The organism is Mycolicibacterium sp. CBM1 (assembly GCF_054073305.1).
This window is the reverse complement of the sequence record NZ_JBSXPP010000001.1, coordinates 172,351-198,041: the sequence shown is the minus strand read 5'-3', so window position 1 is coordinate 198,041 and position 25,691 is coordinate 172,351. Positions and strand designations below refer to the sequence as shown.

The window sequence follows — 25,691 nt, the reverse complement described above, 5'->3', positions numbered from 1 at the left end:
GCACCGCTCGCCGGCTCAGGCGGCGTTGGAGCGGCCGGCCGAACGCACCGGACGTGACCCGTAGCGGATCAGCGCGGCGCGGTGCAGCCGGGGCGGTTCAAGCCATGTGGCGACCAGGTGGATGACGAACCACTGGACGAGCCCGGCGACAACTACCGGCCAGAGCGCGCCCGCGAGCAGCGCCGGGCCACCGGCCAGTGCCGGGGCCGCAGGGTCATCGCGCTTGCGCGCCCGGGCCGCGAACACCAGCGCCGACCCGGCGGCGACGACGGCGCCACACAAATACAGGACGACCCACTGGTGAAATGGGAGGGACGGCACGTTGCTGGGTCTACCCGGCCGCCGTCAGGGATAAACAACTCGCGGGACATGTGAACGGGCGTGGGCGATCGCCTCGTCGAGGGAGTCGATGAGGTGGTTCTCGTGGCGCAGCGCCTCGACAATGCCGATGTTCGCGAGCAGGTTCATGTGCTCGGGCTGAACGCCCTTGATGATCACGGTGATGCCGCGCGACTCCAGTTCCTCGGCCAGTTCGGCCAGTGTGTGTGCCCCCGTGGCGTCAAGCATCCCCAGCTGTGACATCCGGATGATCACCACAGACACGTCCGGGTGAGTGGTGATCTCGCTGGAGATCCGGTCGGCGGCCCCGAAGAACATCGCGCCGTCCAGTCGCAGCAGCGCGATGCGTTCGTCACCGGGTTGGTGCGGCCCAGGCAGCTCCTCGCGGACCACGCTGCTGCGTCGTGCCACCGTCCGCAGCGCGAAGAAGGCCGCGAACAGGATCCCGATCTCGACCGCCTCGATGAGGTCGAAGCAGATGGTGACGACGGCGGTCAGCACGAAGGTCAGTGCGTCCGAGCGGGTGGAGCGCATGATCTTGGCGACGGTCCTGGCCGAGATCATCCGGAACGAGGTCACCATCAGCACACCGGCCAACGCGGACAACGGAATTGCCGCGACGGGTCCGGTCGCCAGATACACCACGCCGAGCAGCAGCAGCGAGTGCACGATGGCCGAGACCCGGGTTCGCGCGCCCGACCGCACGTTGACCGCGGTGCGCGCGATGGCACCGGTGGCCGGCATGCCGCCGAACAGTCCGGACGCCACCGAGGCTAGACCCTGACCGACGAGTTCGCGGTCTGGGTCGTACGGGCCCGTCGGCGACATGGTGGCCGCCACCCGCGCGGACAGCAGGGATTCGATCGCCGCGAGCGCCGCGATGGCCAGTGCGGCGCCGACCAGCGTGCGCAGCGCGCTCGGGTCGGCCTGCGGCAGGACGGGGGCGGGCAGGTGCGAGGGCAGCGCGCCGATGCGGGCTACCGGCAGGTGTGCACCGACCACGATCAGGGTCGCGGCGACGACCGCGGTCAACGATTCGGGGATGCCGCGATGCAGGCGGGGCAAGAAGACCATCAGCAGGCCGACCAAGCCGACGACGGCGAGCGTTCGCCACGCCACCGTCCAGTCGGCATGGATGACGACGTCCCAGGCGGCTGGCAGCGTGCGCTCGCCGGCCGGTGCCGCTACCCCGAACGCGGCGGGCACTTGCTGCAGGAAGATGATGGCGGCGATGCCGAGGGTGAAGCCCTCGATCACCGGCCACGGGATGAAGGTCACCGCACGGCCGAGCCCGGTGACGCCGGCGGCCAGCACGATCACGCCGGCGATCACCGTCACCAACGCGATGCTGCCGATGCCGTGCTGGGCGACGATCGGGGCGAGCACCACCGCCATCGCGCCCGTCGGGCCGGACACCTGGACGTGGGAGCCGCCGAACACCGCGGCGACGAGTCCGGCGATCACGGCGGTGATGAGGCCGGCGGCCGCGCCGACGCCGGAGCTGATGCCGAACGCGAGCGCCAGAGGCAGGGCCACCACGCCGACGGTGATCCCGGCGAGGATGTCGCGCCGCCAGGATCGTGGTAGGTCGGCGTAATCCCCGCGGTGCGGTAGCAGTCGGGAGAGCTGGCCGGCGGCCTTGGCGATCACCGGGGGTCCCCGACCGGGGGGAGCGCGTCGAACGCGGCGAGCTGCTGCTGCCGATCTTTGAGGGTGTCGGCCAAAAAGCTGCGAGCGATGACCAGTAGTTCGCGGATCGAGGGATGGGCCAGTTCGTAGTAGACGGCGTTCCCGACCCGCTCGGCGCGCACCACTTGGTGGCGTTTGAGAACCGCGAGGTGCTGAGACAGCAGCGTCGCCTCGATGTCGGTGGCGGTGAGGATCTCGCTCACCGGCGTCGGCCGGGCGCTGCCGGCGAGGATCTCCAGGACCCTGATGCGGGCCGGGTGGGCGAGCGCCTTGAAGAGGTTTGCCTTGATCTCGTAGAGCGGCCGCTCGGTGCCGGCGGGTGATCTGGTGGGCACGGAACACCTCGGTTGGCTATTTGATGGATTGAACGAAGTCGCAATCAGCCTAGCGATGGTGGTGTCGTCACGGCAAATCCGTGCGTCCCGACGCCACCCATCGCGGGCACACTGGAGTCATGGACCCGGTGGCCGCGCTGCGTGAGATCGCGTACTACAAGGACCGCGCGCGCGAGGACTCTCGGCGGGTGATGGCCTATCGCAAGGCCGCCGACATCGTCGAGGGCCTCGACGAGACGGCGCGTGATCGCCACGGCCGGGCCAACAGCTGGCAGGCGCTGGCTGGTATCGGGCCGAAGACCGCCAAGGTCATCGCACAGGCCTGGGCTGGCCAGGAGCCCGATGCTTTGGTCGAATTGCGAAGCGCGGCAGATGATCTCGGGGGAGGGGAGGTGCGCGCAGCGCTGCGTGGTGACCTGCACTGCCACTCGGACTGGTCGGACGGTTCGGCGCCAATCCGGGAGATGATGGCCACCGCCGCCGCGCTGGGTCACCAATACTGCGCGCTGACCGACCATTCGCCGCGGCTGACCATCGCCAACGGTCTGTCCGCCGACCGGTTGCGTCGGCAGCTGGACGTCATCGACGAACTGCGCGACACGGTGGCACCGCTGCGGATCCTGACCGGCATCGAGGTGGACATCCTCGAGGACGGCACCCTGGACCAGGACCCGGAGTTGCTGGAGCGACTCGACGTCGTCGTCGCCAGCGTGCACTCCAAACTGGCGATGGACGCACCGTCGATGACGCGCCGGATGGTGCGGGCGGTCTCCAACACCCGGGTGAACGTGCTGGGTCATTGCACCGGGCGGCTGGTGACGGGCGGTCGTGGCACCCGGCCCGAGTCGAAGTTCGACGCGGAGCAGGTGTTCGCCGCGTGCCGGGACAGCAATACCGCCGTCGAGATCAACTCGCGTCCCGAGCGTAGGGACCCGCCTACGAGATTGCTGGCCCTGGCCTTGGACATCGGGTGCGACTTCTCCATCGACACCGACGCCCACGCGCCCGGTCAGCTGGACTTCCTCGGCTACGGTGCGCAGCGTGCCCTGGACGCGGATGTGCCGGTCGACCGGATCGTCAACAGCTGGCCGGTCGACAAGCTGGTGGCCTGGGCCGGTCGCTAGTCCGGCAGAGAATTAGTCCGGCAGGTGGGGCATCTCCATCCCGGCGTCGCGGCCCACCAGCACGCCCCGCGTCACCGCCGCGGTGCCGTAGCGTCGCCGAACGTGATCCACCGCCGCGTCCAGGTCGAGCGTTTCGGGGCGATGGCCGTCGAGCGCTAGCTCCAGTTGCTGCGCCCCGTCTGGGTCGATGTTGGACACCGCGAACCCGATCAACGTGATGCCGCGCTCGGCGATCAGCGGCCCGGCCGCCGCGACGAGTCCCCGGGCGGCCGCCAGGATCGGCGCCGTGGACCCGGTGGCCCTGGCCATCGTGTGCGAGCGGCTGACACGGGTGAAGTCGTCGAACCGGATGCGCAGCAACACCGTTCGGCCGGTGCGCTGGGCCGACCGCATCCGGCGGGTGATCCGGTCGACGAGCCCGATGACGATAGCGTCCAGCTCGGCCGGCGAGGGCCGCTGCCGGCCCAGTGCCCGCTGGGCGCCCACCGATCGGCGGCGGTGGCCCGTCTGGACGCGGCGCCGGTCGATGTTGCGCGACAGGCAGTACAGCTGGCGGCCCATCGCCCCACCCACCAGGGACGCCAGCATCGACTCACTCAGCTCGGCCACCTGGGCGACGGTCTCGATGCCGTGAGACTGCAACTTCTCGGCCGTCTTGGCGCCCACTCCCCACAGCCGACGGACTGGCAGCGGATGCAGGAATTCCAGCTCCCGTTCCGGCGGTACCAGCAGCAGGCCGTCCGGCTTGGCTTCCTGGCTGGCCACCTTGGCCAGGAATTTGGTCCGCGCGATGCCGACCGTGATGGGCAGGCCGACCCGATCGCGCACCTGCTCACGCAGCCAGGCCGCGATGTCCACCGGATCGCCGGACACCCGGCGCAGGCCGGCGACGTCGAGGAAGGCTTCGTCCACCGAGAGCGGTTCGACTAGCGGGGTGGTGTCGGCGAAGACCTCGAAGACGTCGGCACTGGCACGGCTGTAGGCCGCCATCCGCGGCGGAACCACTACGGCAGCGGGACACAGTCGGCGCGCCTGCGCACCGCCCATAGCGGTGCGCACACCGTAGGCCTTTGCCTCGTAGCTGGCCGCCAGGACCACCCCGGCGCCGACGATGACCGGGCGGCCGCGCAGCGTCGGATCGTCACGCTGCTCGACCGAGGCGTAGAACGAATCGAGGTCGGCATGCAGGATGTTCGCCCCACTGGACACGAACATATGTTCGCATGGTGGTCCGACGCCTACGCGGGCGGCGGAGCCTCCGGAACCGGCGCCGGCTCAGGGGCCGGGGGTGGTGGTGGGGGTGCCGGTTCCGGCGCGGGTGGCGGTGGCGGCGCCGGGGGCGGCCACATCGGCAGCGTGATCGGCGGCAGGCCGGGGATGTTGATGACGTTGACCTCCGGCGGCGGGGCGTCGGCCGGCGGCGCGTCCGGTGGCGGTGGCGCGGCCTCCGGCGGTGGCGCGGGCGCGATCCCGTTGCTGGTGTTGATCGTGATGATCGAGCCCGGGATGGTCTTGCCCTTGGGAGTGGTACCGACGACGGCGCCACGCGAGGAATAGCTGTTGATCGGGGTGGGTAGGTCGGCCACCTGGAAACCGGCGTCGCGCAGGCGCTTTCGTGCTGCATCGAAACTCAGGCCGGTGACGCTGGGCACCTCGCTACCCGGCCCACCGTCGACGTACCGCGGATCGGTGGGTGGTAGTGCGACCGGGCCGAAGTCTTCCGCGACCGGCTTCATGGCCAGAAACCAGGTCCGCGCCGGCTCGTTGCCGCCGTACAGATTGCCGTAGCCGCATTTGCGCAGCGGCCAGGAGCACAGTCCGCCCGGACTGGTCGAGTCGTCGAAGACGTAATTCGCCGCGGCGTACTGATTGGTGAAGCCGAGGAAACCCGAGGATCGGTGCGACTCGGTGGTGCCGGTTTTACCCGACATCGGCAGGCTCCAGCCGACTGAGCCGGCCGAACTCGCGGCGGTGCCGCCGGTGGTGTCCTTCGACAGCGCGTTGGCCAGCGTGTTGGCCAAGCCCGCCGGCACCACCTGCTCGCAGGCCTGTGTCTCGACGGCGACCTCGCGGCCGTTGCGGTCGAAGACCTTGTCCACCGGGCTGGGCGGGCACCACATGCCGCCGGAAGCGAGGGTGGCTGCCACATTCGACAACTCGAGGGCGTTCAGTTCGAACGGACCCAGGGTGAACGAACCCAGATTTTGGCGTTTGACGAACTGCGCCAGGCTTTCGTTGTTGGCCGGGTCGTAGGCGCGTGCGGTGCCGGGATCGGCGTAGGAGCGCAGCCCAAGGCGCACCGCCATGTCCACTGCCCGTGTCACGCCGATCTGCTGGATCAGCCGGGCGAAGGCGGTGTTGGGCGACTGGGCCAGCGCGTCGGTCACGCTCATCGGGCTGCGGTAGTTGCCGGCGTTCTTCACACACCAGGTCTCCTTTGGGCAGCCCGGGGTGTTGCTCGTTCCCAGGCCCTTGCCCTGAAACTGCGCGGGGACGTCGAGCTGGGCGTTGATGCCCATTCCCATCTCCATGGCGGCGGCGGTGGTGAAGATCTTGAAGATCGAGCCGGCGCCGTCACCGGCTAGCGAGAACGGCTGGGGCTGAACGGTTTGGCCGGCGTCGAGCTGCAGCCCGTAGCCGCGGTTGTCGCCCATCGCGAGTACCTGGTGGGCGGTCTTGCCGGGCCGGATCACGCTCATGACGCTGGCGACGCCGTCCAGGGTGGGGCTGGCGACGGTGTCGATCGCCTTCTTGACGCTGTTCTGGACCTTGGGGTCCAGCGTGGTCCGGATCAGGTAGCCGTTGCGGGCCACGTCGTCCTTGGACAGTCCGGCCCGCGCCAGGTACTGCAGCACGTAGTCGCAGAAGAAGCCACGGTCGCCGGCGGCGATGCAACCCTGCGGCAATGTGTTCGGCTGGGGCAGGGTGCCCAGCGGCTGCGCGCGGGCGGCGCGCAGCTCGTCGGCCTGGTCCGGCAGGTTCTCGATCATGGTGTCGAGCACGACGTTGCGGCGGGCCAGTGCGGCCTCGGGGTTGGTGTAGGGGTTCAGGGCGCTGGTGGACTGCACCATCCCGGCCAGCAGGGCCGCCTGCTGCCAATTCAGGTCGGCGGCATTGATCCCGAAGTAGGTCTTCGCCGCGTCCTGCACGCCGTAGGCCCCGTTGCCGAAGGACACCAGGTTCAGATAGCGGGTGAGGATCTCTGGTTTGGACAGCACCCTGTCCAACGCCAGCGCCATCCGGATCTCGCGCAGCTTGCGGGCCGGCGTGGTCTCCACCGCCGCCCTCCGCTCGGCATCGGTCTGCGCATTGACCAGCAGGTTGTAGTTCTTGACGTACTGCTGCTCGATCGTGGACCCGCCGCGGGTGTCGAGGTCACCCTTGAGATAGCCCACCAGCCCGGTCAAGGTGCCCTGCAGGTCGACGCCGTTGTGGTCGGCGAAGCGCTTGTCCTCGATGGACACGATCGCGAGTTTCATGGTGTCGGCGATCCGGTCGGTCGGCACCGGCCACCGGCGTTGGGTGTAGATCCAGGCGATGGGATTGCCGGCCGTGTCGACCATCGTCGAGACGGTCGGCACTTCGCCTGCCATCAGTTGCGCGGAGTCCTGCGTCGCCACGTCGGAGGCGTGGTTGACCACCAGCCCGGCGCCGCCGGCGAGCGGAAATAACATCGCGGCCACCAGCACACCGGCCAGCACGCAGAACACCGCGAGCTTGGCGACCGTTGCTCTCACCGCGCCTGGCCCCGAATGTCGCTAGACATGCCGCAAGACATGCCGCAAGACTAGGGCCCCCGGGCGACCGTTCCGGCCGATATGCCGGCCGGCGTGCAACTTCACGACCCAGTTGAGGACCTAGGTCCCTGCAACGCGCACCCCGGCGTCGCCATAAATGCTGGTGACCCAGATGTGGGCGAGCGCCTCCAGTGCTGCGCGCTCCGGCACCGTCGGCTCCTCGGTGCCCTGCGAGGCGAACACCACACGTTCGTTCATCAGGTTCAGTGCGGTCGCCAGGTCGCGCGCGGGGATGGTCTCCGGCGCTGTCCCGCGTTCGCGTTCCTTGGTGATCAGCGCGGCGGTGTAGTCGATCCAGGACGCCATGAATGTCGACCACAGCGCCCGCAGCTCGGCGTTGGTGGCCATGGCGGCCAGCCCGGCCAGCAGCACGGCCCGGTTCGGCCGCAACGCGTCGAAGAACGCGTAGATGCCGTCGCGCCAAGCCCGCTCGGGATTGGCCGCCAACGCCTCGGCGTGCTGCTGCAGGCCGGGGTCGGCGGCGGTGATGGCCCGCTGGAACAGCCGGATCAACACGGCGTCCTTAGACGCGAAATAGAAGTAGAAGGTGGGCCGGGACAGGCCGGCGCCCTTGGCGAGGTCGTCGACCGAGATCTCGGCGAACGGTGTGCGCTCCAGCATCCGTTCCAGCGTGGCGAGGATGGCCGCTTCCCGGTCGTCACCGGAGGGGCGACTGGTGCGGCGCCCGCGGGCGCGGGCCGGGCTGACAGCTGGCACACAATGTACTTTACACGGTGTTGAGATTTTCGACACTCCGTTGACCTATTCAACACAGTGTTGATAGCGTGACGGCCATGACCGAACACATCGATGTTGTGATCGTGGGCGCCGGCATCTCCGGCATCAGTGCCGCCTGGCATCTGCAGGACCGTTGCCCCTCGAAGAGCTATGTGGTGCTGGAACGTCGGGCCAACCTCGGTGGCACCTGGGACCTGTTCAAATACCCCGGCATCCGCTCCGACTCGGACATGTTCACCCTCGGCTTCCGGTTCAAGCCGTGGACGTCGGAGAAGGCGATTGCCGACGGCCCCTCGATCCTGAGCTATCTCGAGGAGACCGTCCGAGAGTGTGGCATCGACAAGCACATCCGCTTCGGCCAGCGCGTCGTCGCCGCGGACTGGTCCACTGCCGAGAACCGGTGGACGGTTCGGGTCGAGTCCGACGGCGAGACCCGCGACATCACCTGCTCGTTCCTGTTCGCCTGCAGCGGCTACTACAACTACGACCAGGGCTACTGCCCGGAGTTCCCCGGCGCCGCGGACTTCGCCGGCGCAAAAGTGCATCCGCAGCACTGGCCCGAGGACCTCGACTACACCGGCAAGCGGGTGGTCGTCATCGGCAGCGGCGCCACCGCCGTGACTCTCATTCCTGCACTTGCCAATTCGGGCGCCGCACATGTCACCATGCTGCAGCGCTCACCGACCTACATCGGGGCGCTGCCCGACGTCGACTCTTTCGCCGTACGGGTGAACGGCTTGTTGCCGGCCAAGCCGGCCTACGTCATCAACCGCTGGAAGAGCATCGCGTTCCAGTCCACCCAGTATCGGCTGGCCCGGCGGTTCCCCAACTTCATGCGCAAGCAGCTGATGACCATGGCGAAGCGACGACTGCCGGAGGGCTACGACGTCGACAAGCACTTCGGGCCCAGCTACCGGGTGTGGGACGAGCGACTGTGCCTGGCGCCCAACGGTGACCTGTTCCGCGCCATCCGCAAGGGCCAAGCCGAGGTGGTCACCGACACCATCGAGACCTTCATCCCAACGGGGATCCGGCTGACATCCGGTCGTGAGTTGGCGGCCGACGTCATCGTCACCGCGACCGGACTCAATCTGCAGTTGTTCGGCGGTGCCGAGATCCGCATGGACGGCGAACCTTTGGACCTGACCACCACGATGGCCTACAAGGGCATGATGCTCTCCGGCGTGCCCAACATGGCGTTTACCATCGGCTACACCAACGCCTCATGGACGCTCAAGGCGGATCTGGTGTCCGAATTCGTCTGCCGCGTAATCAATTACATGGATTCCCGTGGATACGACCGGGTTGAACCGGCACAGCCCGGCACCGATGTCGAAGGCCGTCCGCTGCTGGACTTCACCCCGGGCTACGTGCTGCGTGCGCTGGACCGGTTACCCAAGGCGGGTTCGCGGGCGCCGTGGCGCCTCAAGCAGAACTATCTGCTCGACCTACGGCTGATCCGGCGCGGGAAAGTCGACGACGGCACGCTGCGCTTCACCAAACGCCGGGTGCCCGTGCAGGTCTAGCCGGCGGCGGTGACGACGATCCCGTCGTCGTCGCTGTAGGCGATGTCACCGGGGACGAAGGTGACGCCGCCGAAACTCACCGGGACATCGCGCTCGCCGGCACCGGTCTTGGTGCTCTTGCGAGGGTTCGTGCCGAGCGCCTTGATGCCGATGTCAAGGGTGCGCAGCGTCGACGCGTCTCGCACCGCGCCGTATACGACGAGCCCCGCCCAGCCGTTGGCGCGGCCCAGCTCTGCGATGACGTCACCGACCAGGGCGGTGTGCACCGACGCGTCCCCGTCGATCACCAACACCCGGCCCTCGCCGGGCTCGGACAGCACCGATTTCAGCAGCGCGTTGTCCTGAAAGCACCGGACGGTGGCGACGGGTCCGGCGAATTCGGACCGGTCGCCGAACTGCCGGAACTGCACATCGCAGCTGCGGACGTCCGCCCCGATCTCGTCGACCAGGTCCGCGGTCGCGCGGAACGAGACGCCGGCGGTCACTGGTGACGATGCCGCAGCCGGCGCACCAGTAGTGCGATGAGAACGACGGCCGCGAAGCTCGCCGCGAAGGGCAGCGGTGACCGGCCCGGCGTCGTGGCGACGGCAGCGGCAGGTCGCGACACCGGGTCGGCGGCCTGTTCGACCGACGACTTGGCGTTGGCTGCCGCCGCTCGGGCGCCCTCGGTCACCGGTGCCGAACCATTACCCGCGGTCAGCGCGGCGTGCGGGGCAGGTGCCTCGAGCGCCGGGGGTTCCAGGGCCGGTTCCAGGGCCGGCGGCGGCGTCTTGCGCGGCGGGGCCTTCTTCGCGGCGGGAGCCTTCTTCGCTGCCGGCTGCCGCTTGACGGGCGCCTTCTTGGCTGGTGCTTTCTTGGCCGGCTGCTTCTTGGCAGCGGCCTTCTCGGGCGGTGCTGGCGGCCCGGGCGGCGTTGCGTCCTGGCCCTCGCCGGGCAGGTCCTGCGCTTCTGCCATCTGGCTGCTCCTTTGCAGTATTTAGTCGCGTATGCCGGCAGTGGAACCCATCATGCCAGGCAAGGATAGGCCGCCATGCTGGCGCTAACCGGCGACGGCCAGCGCCGCAGCCAGGGCCAACACGATCACCATCAGGGCCACCTCGCGCCCGGCCCGGGCGGCGGACTGCTCGGCGCCGACCTGATGGCCCCGGGCCGCGGGCACCCACCGCGCCCTGTTGCGCGCGCCCAACACCACAAGCACGACCGCGACCGCCACCTTGGCCAGCAGCAGCCGGCCGTATCCCGTGGTCACCAGCGCGGCCGGGCTGGGCACCGTCACCGCCCTGTCCGCCAGGCCGAGCGCCGCGGCGACGATCATCGGTGCGTCCGCCGCACGGTAGCTCGCTACCCGATGCCGGGGAGTCTCCAACAGCGGTAGGACCGCCAAACCGGCCACCGAGACGGCCGCGGCGTCCGCGACCGCCCGGATGGCAGCAGCCGCTGGGGCGGCCTGGTCGCGTGCCGGTGCCCGCGGCCGTCAGGGTGAACGACCACGAACCCGGGACCACATGGCCGTCGGCTGAGGTCACCCGGTAGTTCACGGTGTAGCGACCAGCGGGCGCACCGCGACACTGGCCACGGCGCCCTGAACCTGCAGTGCGCCGTCGGACCACAGATTGCCGTCCGGGCCCACCACGGTCATCGTGGCGAAACTCGTCTGCAACTGCTCGTTGAAGGTCGCGCTGACCCGCGCCGGTCCGGTACTCAGCGACGAGTCCGGTGTTGGGTCGGCCAGCCTCATGTCCGTCGCCGGGCCAAGGCGACGCCGACGCCGAGTGTCCCCACCAGCAGGGCACCGCCGGCCAGGGCGCGGGCGGTGTTATCCGGTGCGGCGGTGCGGGTTTCGCCGGCGGCCGCGGGGACAGCTGTGGTTGCGGATGGGTGGGATTCGCCGGCCTGGTGGGTGTCGGCGTCGTGCGGTCCAGCCGCCAGGCTCAGTGTCGGGGCCGGATACTCGGGTTCGTCGCCGTTGGGCAGTGGTGGCTGGTCCCAATGCACGACGGTCCCGTCGGCGTAGGTCTGGGTCACCGGGAAGGTTGCCGAGTCGGTGTCGGGCAGCTGGACCGAGATGGGGAACAACTCGAACTGGGCGACGGGTATCCCGGCGTTGGGCGTCGCGGTGAAGGTGACGGAGCGGTAGGCGCCGCTTCCGTCGCGGTCCAGCTTGGCGGTCCAGCCCGACATCACGTCCGTGCTCGCCGAGGTGACGTTCGGCAGCGCGATCGTCACTTGGGTTGTGGGCGAGCCTTTTTCGGATTCATTGGGCACCTGGAAGGTAATCAGGGCGTCGTCGCCACGCACGGCATGGTCGGCGTCGACGTGGATGTGGGCCGCGGCGGTGGCCGCGCCGGTCAGGGATCCCACGATGAGGGTGGTGGTGACGGCGGCCGTTGCGAACGCGCGCGTCACGAGCCGATTGTCGGTCGGCATGTCGATGTACTTTCTGGGGTCGAAGTGTCGGGGTCGGTCGGGGTCAGTAGGCACCCGACGGGGGGTCCCGATGCGAAATCGACACTGCCATAGGATGTCTGGACTGCAGCGGGTGGTCCGACCAGGGCGGCGGCGCCGGGCGTGATCAGACTGTCGGCCCCGCTGTGGGCGGCCAGCGTCAGCGCCGCGGTGAGCGCACCGGCCGCCACCCCCACGCAGCACGGTCGGCCGGTCACCCATGTCGGATCAGAGCACCCCGAGACGAGCCATCAGGTCGGCCTCGATGCCGTCAAGTTGGCCGGCGATCGCGGCGTGCGCGTCGCGGCGGCGCTGACCGGGCATGTTCTCGGCAGCGGTCACCGCCGTCGACAGCGCGCTCAGCCGCTCGGTCATCGCGGCGACGAACTGTTTGGTCTCGGCGTCTTTCGGCTTCTTCTCAGCCACCGACCGCAGCGAGTTCTCAGCACCGGAAATGCGGGCCGACAGCTGTCCGCCGGGCCCGGAGAACTGGCCGAGTTGGCTCAGCGGCACCCCGAGGCGATCGGCCCGCCGCTCGTCGATCAGACCCCGTGCGGCGATCGCTGCGCGGTAGGCGACCGGCACCACGATCGGGGCCAGCAGTCGCGAGACGGTGAGCGCACGCCGGACACGGGTGGGCGACAGAAGTTTGCCTTCCCGGACGGCCTTCAGTTGCGCTTCGGCGACCTTGACCGCCGCCTTGTCCGCATCGCGGGCGGCCTTCAGCTGGGCGTTGATGGCCTTGTTCTCGGCGCGCTCGACTGCCTTGATCCGGCGCCCCTCATTCTTGGCCGCCAGCCGGGCCTCCAGCTTGGCCCTGGCCTTGATCGCCCGAGCCTCCGCGCGACGTGTCGCACGGCTTTTACGCTTGGTGAACAGGCCCATTCCTGATGCCTCCCGAGTAGGTCGTCGGCAGTCGACGAGGCACGCTCGCGACCGGGTCAGCTAACCCTATCGCCCGGCCCAACGAGGGCGATCACGACCTGGGGATATGCCACAATGATCTGCAGACCGCCCGGCGCCACCTCAACCGCGCCGCCAACCCGAGGACCGTGGTGAACCGCACGCCGTGCAAGGCCGCAGCAATTAGCTGGGCGATTGCATGCGGTTTGCTCTGCGGTGGTGTGGGGTTACTCGGGCCGGCCCCCGTCGCGGCCGCGGATCCGGGGTCGGCCGATAGCGGTCACCACGGCCCGAGGGACGGCGGGAGTCGGGACGGTGCTGGGAGCCCCCGCACGGGCCGCGGCGGTGCACACCGTCCCCGCAGTGCCGACGCCCCTGCTGCCGTGTCGCCCTCGACGCGGGCGCCGGGCAGTGCACGGCGACGGCCGCCCGCCACCGGACCGGCGGTGAACGCCATCGAGTTGCCGGGGGGCATCGAACTACCGGGCATCCCCGGCTGGCCGGACTGGCCCGACTGGCCGGGCTGGCCCTGGCCGCCGTGCCACCTGGCCGGCGGCTGCGCTCCCCGCAACGGTGTCGGTCTGCCGCGGTCACCGTCGCTCGGGATCGCCACACCGCCGGAAGCGGCGGGCGGCGGCGGTAGCGGTGGTGGCATCGGCATCCGACCCCGGACCATCGAGCCCGCCGAGCCCGGTGAGCCAGGCGAGCCGGGGGTCGTCAACGCCGACACCGGCGCCGTTGTGCCTGGCTCGCTCGAACCGGTCCCGATCACGATGCCGCCGCTGATCGGACTGCCCCCGGTCGTGGAGGTGCCGCTGCGCCCGCCGGCCGCAGGCGGCTCGTCGGCGGCCGAGCCTGTGCCGCGCGGCGGTCCGGGCCGCGAGTCGGTCACCGGCCGCGAACGACCCCCGGCGACCTCGGCTGGAGCCGGTACAGAACCTTCCGTTTCGACTAGGGTGGGCTATCCGAAGTACCTCCGGGACGCCAAGGTCGGCGAGGTCGCAGCCCTGGCGCTGCCCGGTTTCGCCGGAATCCTCGCCCTCACGGCGCTCGGAGGCTTCCTCGGATACCGCCAAGCAAAGGCAGGCCACGTCGTGCGGGCCGCGGGCACCTCCCGGTTCCTGCGCTGACGCTGAGGGCTCACCGCAGCCCGCAGCCGACGGGGAAGGGGGACGAGATGTCGGCCAGTCGCCGGGTCACCAAAGCGGTGAACGACGTCCTGGACCTGGCTCCTCGGCACGGTGAAGTCTCGCTCGCCCGGCTCGTCGCCGCAGTCAGCGCCGACCGGTCCCGTCCCATCGAGATCACCACGGACGACCTGCCGGCCGGCGTCTGCGGCCAGTGGCGGCAGTACGCCGACCACGATGTCTTCCTCATCCAGCGCGGCCTGCCCACCTGGGATCGCACTCTGGCCCACGAACTGGGCCACCTCGTCCTCGGCCACTTCGGCATCCCGATTACCGAGGCCGCCCGTGACGTCGCCGAGCTGGCCAGCGACGACCTCATCGGCTACATGCTCAACCAGCGGACCGGATGCATGGGTCCCGGTGGCGAGGACGTTGAGCAGGAAGCCGAGGATTTCGCGGCGCTGTTGCTGTACCGGCTCGGGCGGTCGGCGTCCGACCGGTCGTCGATCGTGCAGGTTCGCCTCGGAGAGGCGTTTGGTTGATCGTCTGGGTGATCGCCGGTCTGCTGGGGATGGCCACCGGCCTGCGTATCGGGTGGGCGTTGGTGAACAAGCAGTCGGTGGTCAGCTCGGCGATGATCCTCGCGCTCGGCAGCCTGGCCTTGGTAGCCGCCCTGAACTGGCCACCGCTGACCCTGCTGATCGACACGACGGTGGGCTGGCCGAATCTGTCGATCGGGCTGAGTCAGGTGGCGCTTATCGGGTGTGCTGTCGGCAGTTGCGTGATGATCACCAGCGTCGGCTCCACCCGCAGCCCCGCCATGATCCGCCGGATCGCGGCCGCCCAGTACAGCCTGGCCGCGACGATCGCCGTGATCACCATGGCGTTGTTCTTCTGGCGCGGGCAACAGCCGGAGATGGGGCCCGAGGAGTATCTGCGTCTCAACCTCGGCTCCGCCAACACCTCACTGCCGTGGCTGTTGCCGCTGCTGTACGTGTTGCTGGTGTCGACGCTGGTCCTGTGGGCCGGAATGCGTCATTCCAATCGCACCCGCCGGGGCCGTGCCCTATTCGTGTTCTCGCTGGGCATCGCGTTTATCGTCGCCGCCAGCGCGTTCTTTCTCATCCGCGCCGTCGGCACCTCGCGGCTGGTGGGAGTCGGGACCGCGGCGACGTTGCTCGGCGCGGCCATGGCGATCGTGGCCGCCGGCTCGCTGTTACCCGCGGTGGAGGACTGGTTCGGCGGACGGCGCGAACTGCGTCTCATCAACCCGCTGCTGACCGAACTGGAACGGCGCCAGCCGGATGTCGGGATCGGCGAACGTCCCCGCGGTCCGCTGGTGTTTCGCGTCGCCGAGCGGCTGTCACTGATCTCGGATGCGCTCTACCTGGAGGCGATGGTCGCGCAGCAGGCGCGGGCGGGAAAAGACACTGGGCGGGGGGAGACCCTCACCGAGATCGAGCACCCCACCGTCAGTCCCGCCGAACAGGCGGCGGCCATCGCGAAGTGGATTCACGCCGGTCGCGGAACCCCGCGGGTGGGCCGTCCCGGCAGTCAGGGCACGTTTCCGGGCATGGGCTGGCTGCGGCAGCCCGAGGCCTATTCCGATCGCGAGTGGATCCTGGAGATCGCGCGGGAGTACCGAGCACTGGACCAGACGAAAGCCAGCACGACACCCTGAAGGTGTACTGATTCGTCTAAAACTGCTGCGAAACGCACCTGACGTTGCCGACGCTCCCGAGGCGGGAGTGGCGGGCTAATCGTCGAGGTGCTCCCTGCGGCGCAGCTCATCAACCTTCGACACGATGTCCTGCTGCGCTTCCGGCGACAGGCCCACGGTACGCGCGGCAATGCGGCGCACGCCCTCGTCCCGCATGTTGGCAAGCCAGGTAAGTTCCTTGTCGAGCTTCTCGTAGTACTCATCGTCGGTGAAGTACGCCGGTTTGATCCGGAAGAAGTTGGCAAGCGCCGTCATGGTGGTCGACGACGGGTTGGTCCGGTTGCCTGAGCGCAGCTGAGACAAGTACGGAGCCGACATCGTGACCCCCTCGGCCTTCAACGCGGCGATCACTTCGGCGGAGGTATGAGGACCGCGCCCAGGCGGATACACCGTGTCGAACAGGCGATTCAGGCGAGCCGCGAACGTCGTGCTCATCGTTTGGACCTCCACATGCGAGAAGAGCGGTCTTTCCGTTGGCTTATTTGCTGATCATCGTAGCGACACATCCGCCGATGACCAAGTGCAAACTACCTGATAATTAACGCACGCGGACATTATTGGATGCTGGCAAACATTCCGATGGTCGGTTTCGGGCGCGTCTGCGGTGCAAGAACCGTGCGGTGAAGCAAAGGAATGCAAGGTCGAGGGCATACCGCCACAGCATGAGGACCGCGCTCGCCGCACTGCGGAGGTAGGGCTCGGCCGGGCAACTGCGGGGCTCTGTACCACCCGCCGGATTTCGCTTTGCTGTAAGCGGTATCACGCCGGTGTGCGGCGTGGCGCCACCGGGTCCTAAGTCGACGACGCCGACGGGGCATCGCTGCGGTCGGCGTCCTCGTGGGCGTCCGTGGTGGCCGCGCTGGCCACTGGTGAGGTGCGCAGGATCGACGGGCGCATCCGCGCGGGCAGCGCGCACAGGCCGGCACCCAACACCACTACGGCGACGACCGAGATCGCTGCACTGACCAGGGTCGAAATCCCCGGGAAGGCGCCCTCGATCAGCATGGATACGCCGAAGACCAGGAACAGTGCCGCGGCGCCGAGCTGAATCGCACGCTCGGGCAGGTGCTTGCCGGCCACCGCGCCCACCAGGATGGCCAGCGCGTCAGCGGCGACCATGCCGATGGTGGATCCGATCCACACCCCGACCCAGTCGTTGTCCGCCGCGAGGGTGATGGTCGCCAGCATTGTCTTGTCACCCAGCTCGGCCAGCAGGAATGCCGACGTGACCGCGAAGAACGCCGGCGCGCTCGTGCGTTCGGCCTTGGCGGCCTCGTCGTCGGAGAGCCGGTCGCCGCGCAGGGTCCACAAGCCGAACACGACGAACGCCACGCCGGCGAGAATTCCGAGCAGCTGAGTGGGCAGCGCGGCACCGAGATAGTGGCCGACACCCACGGAGATCAGGTGCACCGCCGTCGTCGCGACACAGATGCCGCCGAGGACCACCCACCAGCGGTAGCGCAAGGCGAACGTCATCGCCATGAGCTGTGATTTGTCGCCCAGCTCGGCGACGAAAATGACGGCGAAACTCAGGAACAACGCTGCCAGCACCCGGAACTCCTCGATCGGGTGGCTGTCGTCAGGGGCCCACGAGAAGCCTCCGGCCGACAACCAAAACGGTTTTACGGCCGAAGGTCTCGCCCACCGGCCAACCGTGCCGGCCGAACAACCGGGCCGGGCAGACTTCGCTCCGGCCAGTATGTCGATTGTCCGATTGGGGGCTACTCCCCTTCGTTGAGGATGACCTTACCGACGCCGCGGCGACCACCGCAACTCCGGGATTGCGAAAGTTCAATCGCGCCAGGAATTTTGGGACGTCGAGCTAGAAAGTTCGGACACCCGGATTCGAGCTATGCGGCGAGGAGCATCGCCAGGATGGCGGTATCGGGGTGGCTGATCGGGTCGACGCCGACGCGGCTGATCATGCCGGTGATGGTGCCATCGGATTCGGCTTCGACCCACGCCGCACGATGCTCCAGGCCCAGGTGTGGAATGCCGGGCAGCAGTACGCATCCCGAGGCGGCGCCGGAGCATTCCGGCAACGACGGTGTGGTCTCGGACGGGGGATGCAGCATGAGGAGGGCAGGGGGCTGTCGCTCCGCGAAATGCCCTGGCGCAACGGCAGATTCACCGACCACCGTTCCCTCGGCGAGGACCAGGCCCACCGTGCCGGGTTGGGGCTTGTCGGGAAGCTCCTCGCGAACGCCGAAAATCGTTGTTGTCGAAAGTAATCCGGGCAGCGACGCCACGCGCACGGCCACCATCAACAGCTGGGCCCATTCCTTGGTCGAGTTGGGCCAGCGGCCGGAGACGACAAAGCCCTTGAGGGCACCACGAGAATGAAAGGGGGCGACTTCAACCGCACGCCCGGAACCAGTCTCCATCTCGCCTCCGCGACACTCGGTACTGCCAGTGCGACACGACAGCGGGTCGGTTCGGATCAGGATGCGGTACACGCGGGTTGGCACGCAAGAGGACACGAGTGCTAATCGGGCCTAGGGCGGCCGGATCAGAACAGGACGATCAGTGCCAGGATGCCGAGCAGGATGAGGGCGATCACGCTGGCACGCATGGCCGCCAACATGTAGGAGCGGTTGCACGTGGCAGACGACACCGACCAATGCGAAGGCTGCGGCGCCGAGTGCGTCCCGAATGACTGCGTTCCCATCACACCGTCCTGACCTGCGTGTTCAAATAACGCCCCCAGTGAAATTAGTCACAGATTGCGCGACGAGCGCGATCATAACGCCTCTCGTAGCGCGATGAAAATCGGCCGGTCAGGCCGGTGCTGGGCGGTCACCGATACGTCGCAAAAGTCGTCGGTTGGAGCAGCGTGTTGGGGGTATTCAACGTCACAATGTTGCAACGGCACTCGGCGTGTCGTTCGGCGGGTCGGCGAGCCTGGAGCGACGCTTAGCCGGGCAATCCATTTCGCTCGGCAGCCACCAGGCTGTTGATCAGTGTGCCGACATGCGACCGGGTTATCCCCAGAGACCCGTCTTCTCGGTCGACAGATTCAGCGCTCATGGGCCTTTCGTAGGCTTTTCCCGAGCGGAAGACGATCCGCCGGTGTTGTGGATAACCCTGTGGAAACTGTGGATAGTCCGGTCATTGCTGCACGCCGCCACCCGCTGAATCTGCACCCCGTGCCACAACTCGAGCCGATTGTGTGGCCGTCGGCATGCTCCGGTGTTGTGGTGCGCTCGCTAGGCTGGTCCGCGTGATTCAGGTGTGCTCCCAGTGCGGTACGCGGTGGAATGTCCGCGACCGTCAGCGCGGCTGGTGCCCGCGCTGCCATGGCGCTCTGCTGGCGCCAACCGGCGCACCGGATCCCCGTTGGAGCCCGGCCCTGCCGGGCCAGCCACCCGTCCGTCCACCGGCTCCGCAGGGCGCCGCTCAGCGACTGCCGGCCGGTTTCCGCTGGATCGCGGTCCGGCCCGGACAGCCGCCCCCGCCGCGTCGGCGTCGTCGTCACCTGGGGCCGACGCCGCGCTACACCTACATACCGCGCTGGGGACTGGCCGACCGTCTCGCGCCGGCGGCGCCGGCCGCCGACCCTGCGGCAAAAGCCGGGCCCGCCCCCGTCACCGTGCGAGCGGCGCTGCTCTCGGCGGTGGCGGTCTTCGGCTTGGCCGCCGCCATCCATATCGTTCGGTACATCCTGCTGCTGATCAACCGAACGTCGCTGTTGCCGCCGCTGGTCGCCGGGGCGGCGCTGTGGCTCGGTGTGGTGGTCAGCCTGGCCGCCATCGTGGCGGTCATCCTGACCGCTGTGGTCGCGACGTCATGGTTGATTGCCCGTCGCGCGGCGGTGTATGCGCACCTTGGTCAGGAGGACCCGCGCCCGACGTGGGCGTTGTGGGCCGGCTGCCTGGTGCCGTTGGCCAACCTGGTGTGGGCGCCCGTCTACCTGATCGAACTCGCCCACGCCGAGGATTCTCAGGCGCGGCTGCGCGGCCCGATCACGGCATGGTGGGTGGTCTGGGTGCTGTCGACAGCGGTCTCCATTTTCGGGATCACCACCAGCTTCACCACCGAACCGCAGGGCATCGCCGACAACACGGTGACGGTCATCATCGCCTACCTGTTGGGTGCCGCGGTGCTCGTGCTGTTGTGGCAGGTGTTCGACGGGTTCGTGCGCAAACCGGTGGAACGGCCGCTGCACCGGTGGGTGGTCGTCGGCCAGGATGCACCCGCCGAACCGGAATCGCCGCCAGCGGTTGAGTCAAGCCAGCAGGAACCGGCAGCATAGGCCCATGGATTCGGCCGGCGGACTGCACGGCGGGCACCCCTTCGTGGTGGCCCACCGGGGAGCGTCGGCGGATCGTCCCGAGCACACGCTGGCCGCCTACGAGCTCGCCCTTCAGGAAGGCGCCGACGGCGTCGAGTGCGACGTCCGCCTGACCCGCGACGGTCACCTGGTCTGTGTGCACGACCGACGGGTGGACCGCACTTCGACGGGCACCGGGCTGGTCAGCGAGATGACACTTGCCGAACTCAAGCGACTGGACTGGGGAGCCTGGCACAGCAGCGCCAACGTGGCGGCCCTGTCGGGCGACACCGGCCTGCTGACCCTCGACGACCTCGTTCGTCTGGTGCTGGACTGGAACCGACCGGTCAAGCTCTTCGTGGAGACCAAGCACCCGGTGCGCTACGGCGGCCTGGTGGAGAGCAAGGTGCTGGCGCTGCTGCACCGCTACGGCATCGCATCGCCGGCATCGGCTGATCTGTCGCGCGCGGTGGTGATGTCGTTCTCGGCGGCGGCGGTCTGGCGGATCCGCCGAGCGGCGCCCCTACTGCCGACCGTGCTGCTGGGCGAGACATCGCGCTACCTCGGTGGCAGCGCGGCCACCACCGTGGGCGCGACAGCGGTCGGGCCGTCGATCGCCACGTTGCGTGAGCACCCCGAACTCGTCGATCGAGCCGCCGCCCAGGGCCGGGCCATGTACTGCTGGACCGTCGATCACTACGAGGACGTCGGTTTCTGCCGGGATGTCGGGGTGGGCTGGATCGCCACCAACCATCCCGGGCGCACCAAGGCCTGGCTGCAGAATCCGTTGGCCGTCCCCGGCGTCGACTGACGGGATACTCAGGGCTGCCCGTCGAGCACCTGTTGCGGGATCGCGGAGTCGGTGCGTAGCGCCTGGAACAGCTGCTGAGCGGCGTCGGCGTCCCACACCACCACCGAACCGGAATCGCTGCTGGTGAACTCGCCGATGGGCACTGTCAGCGAGGTCGTCGACCCGTGTAGCGCCCAGCCCAGTTGCGCCAGATCCCAGACGTGGTCGCCGTCGTCGACCCTCAACGAACCCACGGCAGCGTGCGGCACCGAATACCAGCGCCACGGATTGACCCAGACTGCGGCACTGCTGGCGCGGTGCATTACCGCCGCCATGAACTCGCGCTGATGCACCATGCGGTCCAGGTCGGCGCGCGGGGTCGCCCGGCTGCGGACGTAACCGAGTGCGTTGCGCCCGTCGAGGGTCTGACAGCCTGCCGGCAGGGCGATGCCCGCCAGCGGATCGTCGATCGGATCGGCCGGGCAGACATCGACACCGCCGAGGGCGTCGACCAGGACCGCGAAGCCATCGAAGCCCACCTCGGCGTAGTGGTCCAGGTGTAGGCCGGTGGCGTCCTCGACGGTCTGGGCCAGCAGCGGGGCACCACCCTCGGCGAACGCCGCGTTGATCTTGTCCTTGCCGTAGCCGGGGATGTCGACGTAGGAGTCGCGTGGGATCGACACCAGCGTGGTCGGGGCGCCCGACCCCAAGGCGGGGATGTGCACTACCAGGATCGTGTCGGTCCGGCCGTTGCCGAGATCGCCGCCGGTCGCCAGTTCGGCCTGCTGTTCTGGCGTCAGGTCCGCCCGGCTGTCGGAGCCGACAAGCAGCCACGTGGTGCCTGCGCCGGTGGCCGGCCGGCCGGCGTAGTCGAACACCGCGACCCGTCGCAGCGCGAAGTCGATCCACACGGCAGTGCCGACGCAGCCGACGACCGCAACGACGACGAGGACGGTCAACGTGGCGAAAATCCTTCGCCCCCAACGCTTTTTCCGCTTCGGCCGGGGAGCCTGCGGTGGTACTGGCGGGTGTGCCGGCGCCCGTGGCGCCCTTGGTGGCGGGGGCGGGCGCCGCGGTGTTGGCGGTGGTGGGGCGGCCCGAGATGGCGGGTGGTGCCGCGGGGGAGGCGCAACAGGTTGTGCCGGCGGTGGCAGTGGTGACGGCCGGTGCGAAGGGTCGCGGCGAATGACCTGGGAGGGCTCGCGGCGAGGCGGTGGCGGCGGCGCGGGACGCGGAATCCGCTCGGTGCGCGGATCGGGCGCGGGCCGCGGCGGCCAGTCGTCGCTCACCAGGCCAATTTACGTGGCCGACTCACTTAAGCCAGCCAAGATGACCCGCCAGCATGGCGTAACCCACGAACGCGACGGTGTCGATGACCCCATGGGCGATCACCAGTGGCCACAGCCGGCCTGTTCGGCACCACGCGTAGCCGAACACCAAGCCCATCGCGAGGTTGCCGAGACCGGCCCCGAAGCCCTGGTACAGGTGGTACGTCCCGCGCAGGGCGCTGGAGACCAGGATGGCGCGGTTGCGGCTCAGGCCGAGCTGCTGCAGACGGGTGATCAGGTAGCCGACGACCACGACCTCCTCGGCGAAGCCGTTGGCGAACGCCGCGACGATCAGAACCGGGATGCGCCACCAGGTGTCGTGCAGTGCGGACGGCTCGACTTGGGCGTTCATCCCCAGGCAGCGGGCGCCCAGGTATAGCAGCAGCCCGGGAATGCCGATGAGGGCGGCGAGCCCGAGGCCGCCGAGCAGGTCACCCCGCCAGCGGAGTCGGCCCAGGCCAATCCGAGTAGGCCCGATTCCGCTGCGCCACAACAAGTACAGGCCGAGCAACCCCCACGCCACCAGTTGCGCGACCGACGCCAGGTTCAGGCCGAGATTGATCAGGTCATAGCGGGACAGGTTGGGGTTGAGTCGAACCCGGTGTCCGGCCAACCCGGACAGCACGGCGTCGAACAACTCCAGTATCGCGGTGACCGCACTGACCCCGAAGGTGACGGCGAGCATGACGCCGACCTCGATACGCAGCCCGCGTCGGTCGCTGCCGACGGTGTCGTGGGGCGCGGTCACCCCGCCACGGTAGCGACCCTAGATGCGGCGTGCGCGCAGCCCGTTGACGAACGGACAACCCATCAGGACCCGAATTGCCCGGCTTAGCCCTGGTACGTCCTGCACCGGGGTGCCGAACGGCAGGCGCACGTCGTGGTCCCCGTCGGTGTTCTCGATGCGCAGCCGGACGCCGTACCGGTCCAGGCCCAGCGGGCGGACCCGGCCGCGCCGCAGAGGTGCCGGTAGCTTGCCGGCCAGCCGATCGAGCACCTCGGGGTGGTCGCTGTCCAGGTGGCGCAGCCATGCCGACTCGAACTCGCAGAACGGGTCGGGCGCCGCGGCCAGCAGTTCGTTGACGCTGACCGTCTCGGCGCCGCCGGCGTCGGCCACCACGACCGACTCGACTTCGAGCAACACCAGCGCTTGGCTCGCCCCGACCTCGAGCAGTGCCGAATTGGGATGGTCGGTGGCGATCAGGTCCAGTAGGGAGAGTACGGCGTGGCCGGGGACGTCGTGGACCCGTCCGCGGACCCAGACCAGAGAGCGCACCGGCTCGCGCAGTGGTAGCGGCGCATGGTCGGTGAGTTCGAGGACCGCGGCGACACCGGTGGTGCCGGCGGTGATCGCGAGGGCGGCGACGGCGCTGTCATTGGGGACGGTCACCGCGAACGAACCCCCCGGCAGCAGGTGGTGAACCGAGGTGGCCGCCGGTGCGACACCGTCCGCGACCAACATTGCTCCGCCGGCGCGGGCGAAGGCACTGCGGACGCGTTCGGCGGTCGTCGGGGACGAAAGTGCCGCTGAGGTGGCTGAGGTGGCTGAGGTCGCTGAAGTCATCGCATACCTTCCGGATTAGTGAGGTAAGCCTAAGTTAACTTCACCGGTCGGGAGACGCAAGGGTTTCCCGTGGGCGACCCGATAGGGTTTACCCGTGGCCCGCATCGCCTACCTCGGACCCGAGGGCACGTTCACTGAAGCGGCGCTGCTGAAGATGGCCGCCACCGGCGTCGTACCCGGCGGCGACGGAGTGCAGCCCGCACCGACGGACAGCACGCCGGCAGCGTTGGCGGCCGTCCGCGCCGGCTCGGCGGATTTCGCGTGCGTGCCCATCGAGAACTCCATCGAGGGCAGTGTGTTGCCCACGCTGGACAGCCTGGCCACGGGTTCGCCGTTGCAAATCTATGCCGAGCTGACGCTCGACGTGTCCTTCAGCATCGTCACCGCCACCGGTCGCGACCGTTCCTCGGTCAGCACCGTCGCGGCCTTTCCCGTCGCCGCCGCACAGGTCCGCCAGTGGCTCGCCGAGCACCTTCCCGAGGCCCGACTCGTCCCGGCCAACTCCAACGCCGCCGCCGCCGCAGACGTGGCCGCCGGCCGCGCCGACGCCGGAGTCAGCACCGCCCTTGCGGCCCAGCGCTACGGACTGGCGACGCTGGCCGACGGTGTCGTCGACGAACCGAATGCCAGGACCCGATTCGTCCTCGCCGGGCGCCCCGGTCCGCCGCCGCCGCGTACCGGTGCCGACCGCACCTCGGTGGTGCTGCGGGTTGCCAATGTCCCCGGCGCCCTGGTGTCGGCGATGACGGAGTTCGGCATCCGCGATATCGACCTGACGCGCATCGAATCCAGGCCCACCCGAACCGAATTGGGCACCTACGTCTTTTTTCTCGACTGTGTCGGCCACATCGATGACACCGTTGTCGCCGAGGCGCTCAAGGCGCTGCACCGGCGCTGCGCCGATGTCCGCTACCTGGGCTCGTGGCCGACTGAATCGGCGGCCGGCGCGGTGCCGCCCCAACTCGACGAGGCAGACCGCTGGCTGGCACGACTCCGGGAGGGCAGCCCGACATGAGTGGACGGTTGATCCTGCTGCGCCACGGGCAGTCGCACGGCAACGTCGAGCGGCGTCTGGACACCCGGCCGCCCGGCGCCGACCTCACCGATCTCGGACGCGAACAGGCCCGCCAGTTCGCGCTCGCCCGCGACAACGCACCTGGCCTGCTGGTTCATTCCGTCGCGCGCCGTGCCGCCCAGACTGCGGCGGAGATCGGCACGCAGTTCAGGGTTTCGCCGGTGGAGTTCGACGGCATCCACGAGGTGCAGGCCGGCGAGCTGGAGAACCGCAACGACGATGACGCCATCGCCGAGTTCAACGCCGTCTATGAGCGCTGGCACCAGGGCGAACTGGACGCGGCCATGCCCGGCGGGGAGAGCGCCCGCGACGTGCTCGACCGCTATCTACCGGTGATCACCGACCTTCGGTTGCGCTATCTGGACGATGACGCCTGGACCGATGACGTCGTGGTCGTCAGCCACGGAGCGGCGATCCGGCTGACCGCCGCCACACTGGCCGGCGTGGGGAGCAGCTTCGTGCTCGACCACCACCTGGCCAACACCGAGGCGGTGGTGTTGGCGCCGATCACCGAAGGGCGGTGGAGCTGCGTGCAATGGGGATCGCTGACCCCGCCGTTCTATCCCGAACCCGACGTGCACCCGGTCGCGGATGCGCTGGAGTCCGCCGACCCGATGGGTTGACGGCTCAGATCGCCAGCCGGCTCTCGCTTTGCTGGAAACAGTCGCAGCCCACCACGTCGCAGTCGATCACGAGAGTGTGCAGCACGACCTCCGGGCACTCGCAGCCCTCCTCGGTGCACTCTGCGCGATGCCGGGTGTGCCGGATCAGAGTACCGTGGCAATGTGCCAGTTCATCAGCGCACTCTCGGCAGTTCAAGCCCATGTTTCCTTCCTAGCACCGGGCCCCGACAACCCGCCGTTCCCACGCTGACGGAAAGGCCGCATTTTCGCCCGTCGCGAAAGTAGCTATGCAATAGCT

The 25,691-nt window shown here is 68.9% G+C and carries 26 protein-coding genes and 1 pseudogene; 9 read left to right on the top strand and 18 right to left on the bottom strand.

The window, feature by feature from the left end:
* Window positions 1-15 precede the first annotated feature (15 nt).
* From ACXDF8_RS00935 to ACXDF8_RS00925, 3 genes are read right to left on the bottom strand one after another with little or no spacing between them, the layout of a single operon-like run.
* A complete protein-coding gene (locus tag ACXDF8_RS00935; protein WP_457221368.1) occupies window positions 16-321 on the bottom strand; it encodes a hypothetical protein in 306 nt (101 codons plus the stop codon).
* A gap of 24 nt (window positions 322-345) precedes the next feature.
* On the bottom strand, window positions 346-1,989 hold the full coding sequence (locus tag ACXDF8_RS00930) for a SulP family inorganic anion transporter (RefSeq protein WP_457221367.1): 1,644 nt from the start codon (window positions 1,987-1,989) through the stop codon (window positions 346-348).
* The gene (locus ACXDF8_RS00925; RefSeq protein WP_457221366.1) at window positions 1,986-2,363 is read right to left on the bottom strand and encodes an ArsR/SmtB family transcription factor; all 378 of its coding nucleotides are present in this window, start codon (window positions 2,361-2,363) and stop codon (window positions 1,986-1,988) included. The genes ACXDF8_RS00930 and ACXDF8_RS00925 overlap by 4 nt, the downstream gene beginning before the upstream one ends.
* 119 nt (window positions 2,364-2,482) lie before the next feature.
* Between ACXDF8_RS00925 and ACXDF8_RS00920 the strand changes: the two genes are divergently transcribed.
* Entirely contained in the window at window positions 2,483-3,487 is a 1,005-nt protein-coding gene (locus ACXDF8_RS00920; RefSeq protein ID WP_457221365.1) for a PHP domain-containing protein, read from the top strand.
* Window positions 3,488-3,499: 12 nt separating this feature from the next.
* Here the strand turns inward: ACXDF8_RS00920 and dinB are convergent, their stop codons facing one another.
* The 3 genes from dinB to ACXDF8_RS00905 form a co-directional block, all read right to left on the bottom strand.
* Entirely contained in the window at window positions 3,500-4,702 is a 1,203-nt protein-coding gene (dinB, locus tag ACXDF8_RS00915; protein ID WP_457221364.1) for a DNA polymerase IV, read from the bottom strand.
* 23 nt (window positions 4,703-4,725) lie between these two features.
* Complete coding sequence (ponA2, locus tag ACXDF8_RS00910) at window positions 4,726-7,224, bottom strand: transglycosylase/D,D-transpeptidase PonA2 (RefSeq protein ID WP_457221363.1); 2,499 nt, start codon at window positions 7,222-7,224, stop codon at window positions 4,726-4,728.
* Window positions 7,225-7,344: 120 nt separating this feature from the next.
* The gene (locus tag ACXDF8_RS00905; protein WP_457221362.1) at window positions 7,345-8,001 is read right to left on the bottom strand and encodes a TetR/AcrR family transcriptional regulator; all 657 of its coding nucleotides are present in this window, start codon (window positions 7,999-8,001) and stop codon (window positions 7,345-7,347) included.
* A 77-nt stretch (window positions 8,002-8,078) separates the two neighbouring features.
* On the opposite strand from ACXDF8_RS00905, the gene ACXDF8_RS00900 reads away from it, so the two are divergent.
* A complete protein-coding gene (locus ACXDF8_RS00900; RefSeq protein ID WP_457221361.1) occupies window positions 8,079-9,548 on the top strand; it encodes a flavin-containing monooxygenase in 1,470 nt (489 codons plus the stop codon).
* Here the strand turns inward: ACXDF8_RS00900 and rraA are convergent.
* The 6 genes and pseudogenes from rraA to ACXDF8_RS00870 all read right to left on the bottom strand — a co-directional run bounded on the left by rraA (window position 9,545) and on the right by ACXDF8_RS00870 (window position 12,878).
* Window positions 9,545-10,033, bottom strand: coding sequence for a ribonuclease E activity regulator RraA (rraA, locus tag ACXDF8_RS00895; protein ID WP_457221360.1), 489 nt, complete (start codon window positions 10,031-10,033; stop codon window positions 9,545-9,547). The genes ACXDF8_RS00900 and rraA overlap by 4 nt on opposite strands.
* Window positions 10,030-10,503 carry a hypothetical protein gene (locus ACXDF8_RS00890; protein ID WP_457221359.1) on the bottom strand — a complete coding sequence of 158 codons (474 nt, stop codon included), beginning with the start codon at window positions 10,501-10,503 and terminating at the stop codon, window positions 10,030-10,032. The genes rraA and ACXDF8_RS00890 overlap by 4 nt, the downstream gene beginning before the upstream one ends.
* An 84-nt stretch (window positions 10,504-10,587) precedes the next feature.
* Window positions 10,588-10,941: a CopD family protein gene (locus tag ACXDF8_RS00885; RefSeq protein ID WP_457221358.1), complete on the bottom strand. Its 354-nt coding sequence runs from the start codon at window positions 10,939-10,941 to the stop codon at window positions 10,588-10,590.
* A gap of 142 nt (window positions 10,942-11,083) precedes the next feature.
* Window positions 11,084-11,286 (bottom strand): annotated as a pseudogene (locus ACXDF8_RS00880) (copper resistance protein CopC); the annotation flags it as partial.
* Entirely contained in the window at window positions 11,283-11,975 is a 693-nt protein-coding gene (locus ACXDF8_RS00875) for a YcnI family copper-binding membrane protein (RefSeq protein WP_457221357.1), read from the bottom strand. The pseudogene ACXDF8_RS00880 and the gene ACXDF8_RS00875, both read right to left, overlap by 4 nt.
* A gap of 246 nt (window positions 11,976-12,221) precedes the next feature.
* Window positions 12,222-12,878: a DUF6474 family protein gene (locus ACXDF8_RS00870; RefSeq protein ID WP_457221356.1), complete on the bottom strand. Its 657-nt coding sequence runs from the start codon at window positions 12,876-12,878 to the stop codon at window positions 12,222-12,224.
* Between the two features lie 401 nt (window positions 12,879-13,279).
* On the opposite strand from ACXDF8_RS00870, the gene ACXDF8_RS00865 reads away from it, so the two are divergent.
* The 3 genes from ACXDF8_RS00865 to ACXDF8_RS00855 are packed head-to-tail and all read left to right on the top strand — an operon-like array spanning window position 13,280 to window position 15,704.
* Complete coding sequence (locus tag ACXDF8_RS00865; RefSeq protein ID WP_457221355.1) at window positions 13,280-14,026, top strand: hypothetical protein; 747 nt, start codon at window positions 13,280-13,282, stop codon at window positions 14,024-14,026.
* A gap of 47 nt (window positions 14,027-14,073) precedes the next feature.
* Complete coding sequence (locus ACXDF8_RS00860) at window positions 14,074-14,565, top strand: ImmA/IrrE family metallo-endopeptidase (RefSeq protein WP_457221354.1); 492 nt, start codon at window positions 14,074-14,076, stop codon at window positions 14,563-14,565.
* The gene (locus ACXDF8_RS00855) at window positions 14,562-15,704 is read left to right on the top strand and encodes a hypothetical protein (protein ID WP_457221353.1); all 1,143 of its coding nucleotides are present in this window, start codon (window positions 14,562-14,564) and stop codon (window positions 15,702-15,704) included. The genes ACXDF8_RS00860 and ACXDF8_RS00855 overlap by 4 nt, the downstream gene beginning before the upstream one ends.
* Window positions 15,705-15,779: 75 nt before the next feature.
* Here ACXDF8_RS00855 and ACXDF8_RS00850 read toward each other — a convergent pair whose 3' ends face one another.
* The 3 genes from ACXDF8_RS00850 to ACXDF8_RS00840 form a co-directional block, all read right to left on the bottom strand.
* A complete protein-coding gene (locus ACXDF8_RS00850; protein WP_457221352.1) occupies window positions 15,780-16,178 on the bottom strand; it encodes a transcriptional regulator in 399 nt (132 codons plus the stop codon).
* Between the two features lie 357 nt (window positions 16,179-16,535).
* Window positions 16,536-17,294 (bottom strand): TMEM165/GDT1 family protein, encoded by a 759-nt coding sequence (locus tag ACXDF8_RS00845; RefSeq protein ID WP_457221691.1) that lies wholly within the window; start codon window positions 17,292-17,294, stop codon window positions 16,536-16,538.
* A 299-nt stretch (window positions 17,295-17,593) separates the two neighbouring features.
* The gene (locus tag ACXDF8_RS00840) at window positions 17,594-18,127 is read right to left on the bottom strand and encodes a peptidase (protein WP_457221351.1); all 534 of its coding nucleotides are present in this window, start codon (window positions 18,125-18,127) and stop codon (window positions 17,594-17,596) included.
* Window positions 18,128-18,963: 836 nt separating this feature from the next.
* On the opposite strand from ACXDF8_RS00840, the gene ACXDF8_RS00835 reads away from it, so the two are divergent.
* Window positions 18,964-19,995: a DUF4328 domain-containing protein gene (locus ACXDF8_RS00835; protein ID WP_457221350.1), complete on the top strand. Its 1,032-nt coding sequence runs from the start codon at window positions 18,964-18,966 to the stop codon at window positions 19,993-19,995.
* Between the two features lie 4 nt (window positions 19,996-19,999).
* A complete protein-coding gene (locus ACXDF8_RS00830) occupies window positions 20,000-20,824 on the top strand; it encodes a glycerophosphodiester phosphodiesterase (protein ID WP_457221349.1) in 825 nt (274 codons plus the stop codon).
* A gap of 8 nt (window positions 20,825-20,832) precedes the next feature.
* Here the strand turns inward: ACXDF8_RS00830 and ACXDF8_RS00825 are convergent, their stop codons facing one another.
* The 3 genes from ACXDF8_RS00825 to ACXDF8_RS00815 all read right to left on the bottom strand — a co-directional run bounded on the left by ACXDF8_RS00825 (window position 20,833) and on the right by ACXDF8_RS00815 (window position 23,695).
* Entirely contained in the window at window positions 20,833-22,041 is a 1,209-nt protein-coding gene (locus ACXDF8_RS00825) for an LCP family protein (RefSeq protein WP_457221690.1), read from the bottom strand.
* A 73-nt stretch (window positions 22,042-22,114) separates the two neighbouring features.
* Window positions 22,115-22,879: a CPBP family intramembrane glutamic endopeptidase gene (locus tag ACXDF8_RS00820; protein ID WP_457221348.1), complete on the bottom strand. Its 765-nt coding sequence runs from the start codon at window positions 22,877-22,879 to the stop codon at window positions 22,115-22,117.
* A gap of 18 nt (window positions 22,880-22,897) precedes the next feature.
* Window positions 22,898-23,695, bottom strand: a complete 798-nt coding sequence (locus tag ACXDF8_RS00815; protein ID WP_457221347.1) for a DUF2470 domain-containing protein — start codon at window positions 23,693-23,695, stop codon at window positions 22,898-22,900.
* Window positions 23,696-23,789: 94 nt separating this feature from the next.
* Here ACXDF8_RS00815 and pheA point away from each other — a divergent pair, with 94 nt between their 5' ends.
* The gene (pheA, locus tag ACXDF8_RS00810) at window positions 23,790-24,710 is read left to right on the top strand and encodes a prephenate dehydratase (RefSeq protein ID WP_457221346.1); all 921 of its coding nucleotides are present in this window, start codon (window positions 23,790-23,792) and stop codon (window positions 24,708-24,710) included.
* A complete protein-coding gene (locus ACXDF8_RS00805) occupies window positions 24,707-25,393 on the top strand; it encodes a histidine phosphatase family protein (RefSeq protein WP_457221345.1) in 687 nt (228 codons plus the stop codon). The genes pheA and ACXDF8_RS00805 overlap by 4 nt, the downstream gene beginning before the upstream one ends.
* Window positions 25,394-25,691: the final 298 nt, after the last annotated feature.

What these genes read in the sequence shown, in the direction of transcription:
- ACXDF8_RS00920 (WP_457221365.1), top strand. Translation starts at nt 2,483, where the DNA reads ATGGACCCGGTGGCCGCGCTGCGTGAGATCGCGTACTACAAGGACCGC.
- dinB (WP_457221364.1), bottom strand. Translation starts at nt 4,702, where the DNA reads ATGTTCGTGTCCAGTGGGGCGAACATCCTGCATGCCGACCTCGATTCG.
- ACXDF8_RS00900 (WP_457221361.1), top strand. Translation starts at nt 8,079, where the DNA reads ATGACCGAACACATCGATGTTGTGATCGTGGGCGCCGGCATCTCCGGC.
- ACXDF8_RS00890 (WP_457221359.1), bottom strand. Translation starts at nt 10,503, where the DNA reads ATGGCAGAAGCGCAGGACCTGCCCGGCGAGGGCCAGGACGCAACGCCG.
- ACXDF8_RS00875 (WP_457221357.1), bottom strand. Translation starts at nt 11,975, where the DNA reads ATGCCGACCGACAATCGGCTCGTGACGCGCGCGTTCGCAACGGCCGCC.
- ACXDF8_RS00870 (WP_457221356.1), bottom strand. Translation starts at nt 12,878, where the DNA reads ATGGGCCTGTTCACCAAGCGTAAAAGCCGTGCGACACGTCGCGCGGAG.
- ACXDF8_RS00860 (WP_457221354.1), top strand. Translation starts at nt 14,074, where the DNA reads ATGTCGGCCAGTCGCCGGGTCACCAAAGCGGTGAACGACGTCCTGGAC.
- ACXDF8_RS00850 (WP_457221352.1), bottom strand. Translation starts at nt 16,178, where the DNA reads ATGAGCACGACGTTCGCGGCTCGCCTGAATCGCCTGTTCGACACGGTG.
- ACXDF8_RS00840 (WP_457221351.1), bottom strand. Translation starts at nt 18,127, where the DNA reads ATGGAGACTGGTTCCGGGCGTGCGGTTGAAGTCGCCCCCTTTCATTCT.
- ACXDF8_RS00830 (WP_457221349.1), top strand. Translation starts at nt 20,000, where the DNA reads ATGGATTCGGCCGGCGGACTGCACGGCGGGCACCCCTTCGTGGTGGCC.
- ACXDF8_RS00815 (WP_457221347.1), bottom strand. Translation starts at nt 23,695, where the DNA reads ATGACTTCAGCGACCTCAGCCACCTCAGCCACCTCAGCGGCACTTTCG.
- ACXDF8_RS00805 (WP_457221345.1), top strand. Translation starts at nt 24,707, where the DNA reads ATGAGTGGACGGTTGATCCTGCTGCGCCACGGGCAGTCGCACGGCAAC.